The organism is Pedobacter hiemivivus (assembly GCF_004331685.1).
In the GTDB taxonomy this organism is placed as follows: Bacteria; Bacteroidota; Bacteroidia; order Sphingobacteriales; family Sphingobacteriaceae; genus Pedobacter; species Pedobacter hiemivivus.
Genome location: NZ_SJSM01000003.1, coordinates 537,492 through 547,543, shown reverse-complemented (window position 1 = coordinate 547,543; position 10,052 = coordinate 537,492). Strand labels below are relative to the sequence as shown.

12 protein-coding genes and 1 pseudogene are annotated in these 10,052 nt (G+C 38.3%); 8 read left to right on the top strand and 5 right to left on the bottom strand.

Annotated elements, in window-relative coordinates; all coding sequences use genetic code 11:
- From EZ444_RS08440 to rsmA, 5 genes and pseudogenes are all read right to left on the bottom strand, one after another.
- Nucleotides 1-188 (bottom strand): annotated as a pseudogene (locus tag EZ444_RS08440) (IS5/IS1182 family transposase); the annotation flags it as partial.
- A gap of 150 nt (nt 189-338) precedes the next feature.
- Nucleotides 339-731, bottom strand: a complete 393-nt coding sequence (locus EZ444_RS08435; protein ID WP_131608283.1) for an HIT family protein — start codon at nt 729-731, stop codon at nt 339-341.
- 10 nt (nt 732-741) lie between these two features.
- On the bottom strand, nt 742-1,215 hold the full coding sequence (gene greA, locus EZ444_RS08430; RefSeq protein WP_090785267.1) for a transcription elongation factor GreA: 474 nt from the start codon (nt 1,213-1,215) through the stop codon (nt 742-744).
- Between the two features lie 158 nt (nt 1,216-1,373).
- Entirely contained in the window at nt 1,374-2,297 is a 924-nt protein-coding gene (locus EZ444_RS08425; protein WP_131608282.1) for a 2-hydroxyacid dehydrogenase, read from the bottom strand.
- 37 nt (nt 2,298-2,334) lie between these two features.
- Nucleotides 2,335-3,117 (bottom strand): 16S rRNA (adenine(1518)-N(6)/adenine(1519)-N(6))-dimethyltransferase RsmA, encoded by a 783-nt coding sequence (gene rsmA, locus EZ444_RS08420; RefSeq protein ID WP_131608281.1) that lies wholly within the window; start codon nt 3,115-3,117, stop codon nt 2,335-2,337.
- A 99-nt stretch (nt 3,118-3,216) separates the two neighbouring features.
- Between rsmA and pdxA the strand changes: the two genes are divergently transcribed.
- From pdxA to tatC, 8 genes are all read left to right on the top strand, one after another.
- Nucleotides 3,217-4,296, top strand: a complete 1,080-nt coding sequence (gene pdxA, locus EZ444_RS08415) for a 4-hydroxythreonine-4-phosphate dehydrogenase PdxA (protein ID WP_131608280.1) — start codon at nt 3,217-3,219, stop codon at nt 4,294-4,296.
- Nucleotides 4,297-4,355: 59 nt separating this feature from the next.
- Nucleotides 4,356-4,889 (top strand): YceD family protein, encoded by a 534-nt coding sequence (locus tag EZ444_RS08410; protein ID WP_131608279.1) that lies wholly within the window; start codon nt 4,356-4,358, stop codon nt 4,887-4,889.
- 21 nt (nt 4,890-4,910) lie between these two features.
- Nucleotides 4,911-5,102, top strand: coding sequence for a 50S ribosomal protein L32 (gene rpmF / locus EZ444_RS08405; protein WP_084288924.1), 192 nt, complete (start codon nt 4,911-4,913; stop codon nt 5,100-5,102).
- A gap of 99 nt (nt 5,103-5,201) precedes the next feature.
- On the top strand, nt 5,202-6,140 hold the full coding sequence (gene plsX / locus EZ444_RS08400; RefSeq protein WP_131608278.1) for a phosphate acyltransferase PlsX: 939 nt from the start codon (nt 5,202-5,204) through the stop codon (nt 6,138-6,140).
- 12 nt (nt 6,141-6,152) lie between these two features.
- Entirely contained in the window at nt 6,153-7,142 is a 990-nt protein-coding gene (locus tag EZ444_RS08395) for a beta-ketoacyl-ACP synthase III (RefSeq protein ID WP_131608277.1), read from the top strand.
- Between the two features lie 72 nt (nt 7,143-7,214).
- The gene (gene accB / locus EZ444_RS08390) at nt 7,215-7,685 is read left to right on the top strand and encodes an acetyl-CoA carboxylase biotin carboxyl carrier protein (RefSeq protein ID WP_131608276.1); all 471 of its coding nucleotides are present in this window, start codon (nt 7,215-7,217) and stop codon (nt 7,683-7,685) included.
- Between the two features lie 21 nt (nt 7,686-7,706).
- Nucleotides 7,707-9,047 (top strand): acetyl-CoA carboxylase biotin carboxylase subunit, encoded by a 1,341-nt coding sequence (gene accC / locus EZ444_RS08385; RefSeq protein WP_131608275.1) that lies wholly within the window; start codon nt 7,707-7,709, stop codon nt 9,045-9,047.
- 82 nt (nt 9,048-9,129) lie between these two features.
- Nucleotides 9,130-10,023, top strand: coding sequence for a twin-arginine translocase subunit TatC (gene tatC, locus EZ444_RS08380; protein ID WP_131608274.1), 894 nt, complete (start codon nt 9,130-9,132; stop codon nt 10,021-10,023).
- Nucleotides 10,024-10,052: the final 29 nt, after the last annotated feature.

The window sequence follows — 10,052 nt, the reverse complement described above, 5'->3', positions numbered from 1 at the left end:
TTAAACATACGGATCGGACTCTCCGCAGTACGTCCATTGGTGTGGCAGTACTTCTCGAGCAGTTCATCATAAATGAAACTGAAGTCTATTAGATCGTTGATCTTTCGAAGTAAATTGTCTTTGGGAATGATCAAATCATACAATCCTGAGTAGGCACTGAATTGAATCTTTTGTTGATGAGCTAACATTGGGCACCTTTTAAAACCTACTTTTAAGGTACAAAAAAAGAGCAGATAACCATAGTTCTTCTGCTCTTTTTGGACTCCAAATATTTAAAAGGACTTTTTCAGTGCCCTCAAAATAATTGACTCCGTTTTTTTATGCTTAGTAGGTAAAAACTACAATGCTGCTTTGATTTTTGCAGCTGCCTCTGCCAGTTCTTCCTGACTTGGCTTTAATTTCTCCTTACTGAAATTCATATCATTAACGTAATTCATCGGAATTAAATGAATGTGCACATGTGGCACTTCCAATCCGATAACCGCAACGCCAACCTTTTTACATGGGAAAGCCTCTTTTAATCCTGTAGCTACTATTTTAGCAAACAAGGTTAATCCGAAATAACTTTCTTCATCCATATCAAAAATATAATCAATCTCCTTTTTAGGGATAACCAATACATGTCCCATCACCAATGGATTCACATCCAAAAAGGCCAGGAACTCGGTGGTTTCAGCAACGATATGTGCTGGAATTTCACCACTTACAATTTTTGAAAAGATGCTTGCCATATTTTTAATTTTATCTGCTGATCTCTAATATTTCGAATTCCATTTTACCTGCAGGCACTTCAATTTCGGTGGTATCGCCTACAGATTTGCCCAATAAACCTTTTGCAATTGGTGATTTCACAGAGATTTTTCCTGTTTTAAGGTCTGCTTCTGATTCTGCAACCAACTGATAAGACATTGTTGCACCGTTTTTAACGTTCTTTATCTTTACGATAGAAAGTGCAAGCACTTTAGAAGTATCCAGTTTAGACTCATCAATCAACCTTGCAGTTGAAAGTGTGCCCTGCAACTTGGATATTTTGGCTTCATGTAATCCTTGTGCTTCCTTTGCTGCATCGTACTCGGCATTCTCAGAAAGATCGCCTTTATCTCTTGCTTCAGCAATTGCTTTTGATATCAATTGCCTCCCGGTAGTTTTTAAATACTGTAACTCTTCTTTGAGTTTATCTAAACCATCTTGGGTATAATACGTTACCTCTGTCATAGCTCGTTTATTTATTGTAAATCCTCTAAAAAACAAACAAGACTACATCGGCTTTTAAGCCTACATAGTCTTGCTTCAATTAAAACGAAGATAACAGGGTAATCGCATAAAAACAAATTTTTAAGCTTAAATGATGCAGGAATGATCAAATAAATCCGCTAAAAAGCATCTAGCTTTTCGGCTAAGACTTCAGAGATCTTGCGATAGGACTCAAATGTCCAGCCCCCAACATGAGGTGTTAAGATCACCTTACCGGATGACTTAAGGTCCTTAAACCAATCTTGAGTAGCTAATACTGGAAACTTCTCTACTTCAAGCACATCCAATCCAGCACCAATTATTTTGTTGTTTTTAATGGCCGACAAAACGGCTTTAGTATTCACTACTTCTCCCCTGGCCGTATTGATAAAAAATATAGGTTTACGGAAATGAAGCAGGTATTCGTCATCAACCAGCTGCCTGGTTTCAGTAGTAAGCGGAATATGAAGGCTCAGCACATCGCATTGTTTCACAATCTCTTCCATACTTACTTCTTTAGCATAAGCATCGGTAAAACCTGTTTTATATTTATCGTAAGCAATTACATTCACGTCAAATCCTGAAAGCTTTTTAGCAAAGCTTTTACCCATAAAGCCGTAGCCAATAATGCCTACTGTACGCCCTTTTAACTCATAGCCACGATTTCCTTCTCTGTCCCAGATGCCATTACGTACCTCTGTGTCCGCGTTTCTGAAATTATTCATCAAGCTCAACAGCAACCCCGTGGCATGTTCGCCTACGGCATCCATATTCCCTTCAGGGGCATTTAGCAACGCTATATTTCTTTGCTTTGCAAAAGCCACATCAATATTATCCAGTCCAGCTCCTGCTCTTGCAATGAACTTAAGATTTGGCGCAGCTGCCATTAATTCCTGATCTATCTTGAATTTCGTACGAACAGCAATACCAACATAATCCGCAATTGTAGCTAATGTTTGCGCCCTGGTAATTAAAGGCTCATCATGAACCTCATATCCCATTGCAGTTGCACGTTCTTTAAATGCAGGATGCAGATCATCAACTATTAATATTTTTCCTTTCATGCGTGGTATAGCTTGCGTTATGGGGGGATGACTTTTATTATTTTGTAAGTTCCGACAAGTGCGAGGTTAGTTCAATGAAATCAGCCACACTTAATTGTTCTGCCCGTTTATCAAAAAATGGATGCGTATCCATCTTATCTTTAGGAATCACTCCCGAAAGTGAGTTTCTTAAGGTTTTTCTCCTTTGATTGAAACCAGCCTTTACCGTACGCCAAAACAGTTTCTCATCACAAGGAAGCGTTTCTACATTGTTTCTGCTCAGTCTGATTACACCTGAATTTACTTTTGGCGGTGGGTTAAATGTTCCGGGCTTAACACTAAATAAGTATTCTATATCGTAGTAAGCTTGAATCAGCACACTTAGTATTCCATAATCTTTTGTGCCCGATTTTGAAGCGCAGCGCTCTGCCACCTCCTTTTGGAACATACCGACCATTTCGACCACATTGTCCCTGTTTTCAAGAATTTTAAACAGAATTTGTGAAGATATATTGTAAGGAAAGTTACCAATAATGGCATATTTCTCTTTAAATATTTCTGAAAGATTAAGCTTTAAAAAATCTCCATTGATGAGTCTACTGCCCAATTGCGGATATTTTTGATTTAAAAAATGATAGGATTCTACATCAATATCTATCAAGTGAGTTTCGATATCTGTACGCTCCAGCAACAAATCAGATAAGATGCCCATTCCAGGTCCAACTTCAAGTACCTGTTTGTATTTATCAGTATGAACAAGCCCGTTTACAATTTTTGCCGCGATATTTTTATCCGTTAAAAAATGTTGCCCTAAATGTTTTTTTGCCTTCACCAAACTCATATATTCTCCCTTAAAAGCTACAAAATAACTAAAGTTTTACCAGTATCGGGCTAACATTAAGGTGAAAATCTGTAATTTGCACCAAATTTCTATTCAGGCATGAGCAATAAAATTAAAATTGGGATAAGCATTGGTGATATAAACGGGATTGGATTAGAAGTAATCTTAAAGACCTTATCGAACAATAGCATTCTCGACTACTGCACTCCAATAGTTTACGGACATACGAAAGTTGCTTCTTATCATAGAAAAGCATTAGGATTAACAGATTTTGCATTTAATGTGATCAACGACCCTGCTTCGGCCAATCCGAAAAAGGCAAATCTGATCAATTGCTGGGAAGAAGACGTAAAAATAGATTTAGGTGTTTCTAACGAGATTGGTGGAAAATATGCACTATTATCCCTTCAAAAAGCTACTGATGCGTTGATAAAGGGAGAAATTGATGCATTGGTTACTGCACCGATTAACAAACACAACATCCAATCGGAAAATTTTAAGTTCCCTGGACATACAGAATACTTACAGGAACAAAGCAACAGTGCTGATGTATTGATGTTCATGGTCAGTGAAGATATTCGTGTTGGGGTAGTAACAGGGCACATCCCTGTCAAAGATATTGCGCACAGCATCACCAAAGAGAAGATTGTTAAAAAACTGGTGATGATGAACGAGAGTCTTAAAAAAGATTTCTGGATCGAAAAACCGAAGATTGCGGTATTGGGATTAAATCCACACGCCGGTGATAATGGTCTATTAGGTAAAGAGGAAGAGGAGATTATCATTCCTGCTATTCAAGAAGCCTTTGATAAGGGGATAATTTGTTTTGGCCCCTACCCTGCGGATGGTTTCTTTGGAAATGACAGCCACAAGCAGTTTGATGCTGTATTGGCGATGTACCATGACCAGGGCTTGATTCCTTTTAAAACCATTGCTTTTGGCACGGGCGTAAACTTCTCTGCCGGTTTAAAAATAGTACGTACTTCCCCGGATCATGGTACCGGATACGATATTGCTGGAAAAAACCTTGCAGATCCTTCTTCATTTATTGAAGCCATCTTTGCAGCCACACATATCGTGAAGAACAGGAGAGAACAGGAGGCTTTATTAAGCAATCAATTAAGAACCGGAGGGAAAGTAATTGAAACTGCCGCAGATATGAAAGATGACGCGAATTAAAAAAGATTTGCAACCAATGAAAATAATCTCTACATTTGCGGGCTAAAATTTTGTTACAATTGAAACCATTAAAACAATTTTCAATCCCATTTACAGGCTTAAAAATTGGCAAGCATCAGTTTGATTTTGAGGTTGATAACAGCTTTTTTGATGCTTTTGAATACTCTTTAGTAAAAAAAGGAAACTTAAAAGCAGAAGTTGAGCTTGACAAACAGGAGACCATGCTATTGCTACAGATCCGAATAAAAGGAACGATAGTATTAGATTGTGATAAATGTTTAGCTGAGTTTGAGGCACCAATAGATGTACAGGAAAGGCAGATTGTAAAATTTGCTGAAGATGAATTAGAAAGTGATGATCTGGAGATTATCGTTTTGAGTAAAAAAGAAAGTGAGCTTGATATCTCGGATCTGATTTACCAATTCATCACGGTATCGGTACCTTATATTAAGGTCTGTGAAGAGAACGGTGAGGGTCAAAAATGCGACCAGGAGATGATTGCGAAACTGGAAAGTTTTGCAGTAGGATCACAAGAAGAAAAACAACAACAAAGTGGTGACCCAAGGTGGGCAGCATTAAAGAAATTAAAATAATAATATTTAAATAAATCAACAATGGCACATCCAAAACGCAAGATTTCTAAGAGTAGAAGAGATAAGAGAAGAACTCACTACAAAGCAGAAGCTCCTTCTTTAGCTACTTGTCAGACAACAGGTGCGATACACATTCCTCACCGCGCTTACAACGTTGATGGTAACTTGTACTACAACGGTAAATTGGTTATTGAAAACACCTCAATAGGTTAATTTTCTTGAAAAATAGTTTGTGTTTTAACTGCACTAAAGTTTAACTTAGTGCCTTTAAAAAAGGGCAATTTTGCCTAGTACACAAACTGATTTTTTACTATGAGAATAGGTCTCGATATAATGGGCGGAGACTATGCTCCTAAAGCTAATGTTTTAGGAGCAATAGCGGCTCATCCCTTGTTATCTTCGGATGAGCAAATAGTGCTTATTGGAGATACCCAGCAAATTAAGCCCATCCTAACTGAAAACGGTTTTAATCCGGATCACTTTGAGTACATCCATACCGAAGAGGTGATTGGTATGGGCGAACATCCCACTAAGGCTATTGTTCAAAAGCCAAATTCCAGTATATCTATTGGTTTCAATTTACTTAAAGAAGGTAAACTTGACTCATTTGCGAGTGCAGGTAATTCGGGTGCAATGCTTGTTGGCGCTGTTTTTAGCGTAAAAACAATTCCCGGTATTATCAGACCATGTCTCACTACTTTTCTTCCTAAACTTAGCGGCGGAGTTGGGTTAATGCTTGATGTTGGCGCTAATGCTGACTGTAAGCCTGACACCTTACTTCAATTCGGTATCTTAGGAAGTTTGTACGCTGAATATGTAATGCAAATTGAGAACCCAAAAGTTGCCTTGATGAATATTGGTGAGGAAGATGAAAAAGGTGATATGTTAAGCCTTGCTACTTTCCCTTTAATGAAGGATACCAATCTCTTCAATTTTGTGGGTAATGTAGAAGGAAGGGATTTGTTTAATGATAAAGCCGATGTAATTGTTTGCGACGGCTTTACGGGCAATGTAATGCTTAAGCTTGCTGAGTCTTTTTATGTACTAACTAAGAAAAGAGGGTTAAAAGATGAATTCTTTGACCGCTTTAATTATGAAAACTATGGTGGCAGCCCTGTTTTGGGTGTAAATGCTCCTGTGGTAATTGGCCATGGCATTTCGAGTCCGCTGGCTGTTAAAAACATGATCCTGCAATCCAGGGACATGATTACAACCGGCTTGGTTGGAAAAATACAAGCCGCATTTAAATAATTATTAAATAAAATGAGTAAAATTCACGCTGCGATTACAGCTGTTCATGGTTATGTACCTGATTACGTAATGACCAATAAAGAGCTTGAATCAATTGTAGACACTACCGACGAATGGATTACATCCAGAACAGGTATCAAAGAGCGAAGAATATTAAAAGGTGAAGGTTTAGGTACATCTGACATGGCAGTTCATGCTGTGAATGGATTGCTTGAAAAACGTGGGATCAGTGCTGAGGAAATCGAACTGATCATTTTCTGTACCACAACTCCAGACATGCCTTTTCCGGCATCGGCTAACATTTTAGCAGATAAAATTGGTGCAAAAAATGCTTGGGGTTACGATCTTCAGGCAGCATGTTCAGGCTTCATTTTCGGCTTATCTACAGGTGCACAATTCATCGAATCCGGTAAACATAAAAAAGTTCTGGTTGTTGGTGGCGATAAAATGTCGTCAATCATCAATTATCAGGATCGCACAACTTGCATCATTTTTGGTGATGGTTGCGGCGCTGTTCTACTTGAACCAAATGAAGAAGGTTTAGGTGTAATGGATTCTATCCTAAGAAGCGACGGTTCAGGAAAACAATATTTACATCAAAAAGCTGGTGGTTCTGCAAGACCGGCAACACATGAAACCATAGATAACAACGAACATGTCGTTTATCAGGAAGGGCAAGCTGTATTCAAGTTTGCGGTAACCAATATGGCAGATGTTGCTGCTGAGATTATGGATCGCAATCAGCTGAGTTCTGACGAGGTAACCTGGTTAGTACCGCATCAGGCAAACAAACGTATCATTGATGCTACTGCATCAAGAATGGGTGTTGGTGCTGAGAAAGTAATGATCAATATACAACGTTATGGCAATACGACCAATGGTACAATACCGTTATGTTTGTGGGAATGGGAAAGTCAACTTAAAAAAGGCGACAATGTAATATTGGCTGCTTTTGGAGGAGGTTTTACCTGGGGTTCCGTTTATTTAAAATGGGCCTACTAATTTTATAAAATAAATAATCTTAACTTAGATAGTTCTAAAGACGTACTATTTTTTCTAAATAACACCTAAAAAATGGATATTAAACAAATTCAGGAACTTATTAAATTTGTTTCTCGTTCGGGCGTAAACGAAGTGGCTATTGAGCAGGAAGACTTCAAAATCACTATTAAAACCAATCAAGCACCTACATTTGTTCAGGCAACTGTACCAGCTCAGATGGCTCCTGTTGCCCCAATTGCTGCCCAACAGGTAGCTGCCCCTACAGAAACTAAAGCATCTGCACCTGTTGAAGATACTTCAAAGTACATCACTGTTAAATCACCAATGATCGGTACATTCTATCGTTCTGCGAGCCCTGACAAACCTTTCTTCGTAAATGTTGGCGATGAGATTTCTACAGGTAAAGTGATCTGCATTATTGAAGCTATGAAACTTTTCAATGAAATTGAAAGTGAAGTTTCAGGTAGAATCGTTAAAGTACTTGTTGATAATGCATCACCAGTAGAATACGACCAACCTTTATTTTTAGTAGAGCCAATTTAATCCCTGAAAAGGAAAGAAAATATGTTTAAAAAAATACTAATTGCCAATAGGGGCGAAATTGCTTTACGCATTATTCGCACCTGTAAGGAAATGGGCATCAAAACCGTAGCTGTTTACTCTACTGCTGATAGAGAGAGTTTACACGTACGCTTTGCAGATGAAGCCGTTTGCATTGGCCCACCACCAAGTAAAGATTCTTACCTAAGTATTCCAAATATCATATCTGCTGCTGAATTGACTAATGCAGATGCGATACACCCGGGTTACGGATTCTTATCTGAAAATGCTAAATTTTCATCGGTTTGCCGTGATTACGGAATTAAATTTATTGGGGCTACTCCAGAGCAAATCAACTCTATGGGCGATAAAGCATCGGCTAAAGAGACCATGAAAAAAGCTGGTGTACCTACTATTCCAGGCTCTTTAGGCTTGGTTGATAATGTAAAAGAAGGCATTGTAATAGCCAACGAAATAGGCTACCCTGTGATCCTAAAGGCTACTGCAGGTGGTGGTGGTCGTGGAATGCGTGTAGTTTGGAAAGATGAAGAATTTGAAAGTGCCTGGGATAGTGCCAGACAAGAATCTGGTGCGGCTTTTGGCAATGATGGTCTTTATTTAGAAAAATACATTGAAGATCCACGTCATATTGAAATCCAGATTATTGGTGACCAATATGGTAAGGCTTGTCACTTATCTGAACGCGATTGTTCTATTCAGCGCAGGCATCAAAAATTGGTTGAGGAAGCTCCTTCACCATTTATGACTCCTGAGTTACGTGATAGAATGGGTGAGGCTGCAATTAAGGGAGCTATTGCTGTACAATATGAGGGCGCGGGTACCGTAGAATTTTTGGTAGACAAACACCGCAATTTCTATTTTATGGAAATGAATACTCGTATTCAGGTAGAGCATCCGGTAACGGAAGAAGTAATTAACTACGATTTAATTAAAGAGCAGATTAAAGTTGCTTCCGGTGTTCCAATTTCAGGTAAAAACTATTTACCGGATATGCACGCCATCGAATGCCGCATAAATGCTGAAGATCCATTTAATAACTTCAGACCATCACCGGGTAAAATAACGAACTTCCACTCTCCTGGAGGTCATGGTGTAAGGGTTGATACGCATGTTTATGCAGGATATCAAATCCCTTCAAATTATGACTCTATGATTGCTAAGCTGATCTGTGTTGCACAAACACGTGAAGAGGCCATCAGTACAATGGAGCGTGCTTTAAGTGAATTTGTGATCGAAGGTGTAAAAACTACGATACCATTCCACTTAAAATTGATGAAAGACCCTAACTTTAGAGCTGGTAATTTTACGACTAAATTTATGGAGACTTTTGAGTTTTCAGAATAAAGACAAAAACTATTTGCTAGATTTAAAACGTAAATACCATTCTACATAAAAGAATGGTATTTTTGTTTTACAAATAACTTACATGAGTGATAATAAAAAACGTGACCTGATCGGGGCCATAAGAGAAAAAGGAAAAGCTTTAGAGGCAGAAATGTCTTTTTTTGACCATATAGATGTATTAAGAAAGCATTTATTACGTTCATTACTCGTAATTGTCATACTTACCATCGGAGCTTTCTGGTTTTCTGACTTTATTTTTAACGATTTGATTATGGGGCCCAAAAACCCCGATTTCTGGACTTACAGAATGATGTGCAAAATGGCGGCGGCCTGGCCAAATCTAATTAGTTCAGACTTTTGTATTACGCACATCGACGCAAAGATCATCAATACAGAAATGGCAGGACAATTTACCCTTCAAATCAATGCCTGCGTAATGGTCGGCATCATATTGGGTATCCCCTATATATTGTTTGAATTGTGGCTGTTCATTAAACCGGCACTTCATGCAAATGAGCGTAAATCAGCAAGTAATTTTGTTGTGTTTGCCTCGACACTCTTCTTCATTGGAATTCTATTTGGCTATTACATTGTGTGTCCACTGTCTGTTAATTTCTTAACTAATTTCACCGTAAGTCCTGATATACAGAATACATTTACCATCACATCATACCTTTCTTCTGTATCCACATTAACCATTGGTTCGGGTATCATTTTCCAATTACCAGTAGTCATTTACATTCTATCTAAATTTGGAATCATGACGCCGGCATTTATGCGTTCGACCAGACGATATGCAGCAGTTATCATTCTTATCGTAGCTGCCGTGGTAACTCCAACAGCTGATGTGATCACTATGATGGTAGTTGCCTTCCCGCTCTTTATCCTTTATGAAGTAAGTATCTTTATCTCAGCAAACATAGAGCGCAAAAGAAATAAAGAACAGTATGGTGTAGCCAAAGTAAATAAACATTAAAACGCCTTATTTTATAATCAATATAAACT

Coding starts and splice junctions, on each gene's coding strand:
- rsmA (WP_131608281.1), bottom strand. CDS start 3,117: ATGAGTTTGGTGAAGGCAAAAAAACATTTAGGGCAACATTTTTTAACG.
- accB (WP_131608276.1), top strand. CDS start 7,215: ATGGATATTAAACAAATTCAGGAACTTATTAAATTTGTTTCTCGTTCG.
- plsX (WP_131608278.1), top strand. CDS start 5,202: ATGAGAATAGGTCTCGATATAATGGGCGGAGACTATGCTCCTAAAGCT.
- rpmF (WP_084288924.1), top strand. CDS start 4,911: ATGGCACATCCAAAACGCAAGATTTCTAAGAGTAGAAGAGATAAGAGA.
- EZ444_RS08395 (WP_131608277.1), top strand. CDS start 6,153: ATGAGTAAAATTCACGCTGCGATTACAGCTGTTCATGGTTATGTACCT.
- EZ444_RS08435 (WP_131608283.1), bottom strand. CDS start 731: ATGGCAAGCATCTTTTCAAAAATTGTAAGTGGTGAAATTCCAGCACAT.
- greA (WP_090785267.1), bottom strand. CDS start 1,215: ATGACAGAGGTAACGTATTATACCCAAGATGGTTTAGATAAACTCAAA.
- accC (WP_131608275.1), top strand. CDS start 7,707: ATGTTTAAAAAAATACTAATTGCCAATAGGGGCGAAATTGCTTTACGC.
- pdxA (WP_131608280.1), top strand. CDS start 3,217: ATGAGCAATAAAATTAAAATTGGGATAAGCATTGGTGATATAAACGGG.
- tatC (WP_131608274.1), top strand. CDS start 9,130: ATGAGTGATAATAAAAAACGTGACCTGATCGGGGCCATAAGAGAAAAA.
- EZ444_RS08425 (WP_131608282.1), bottom strand. CDS start 2,297: ATGAAAGGAAAAATATTAATAGTTGATGATCTGCATCCTGCATTTAAA.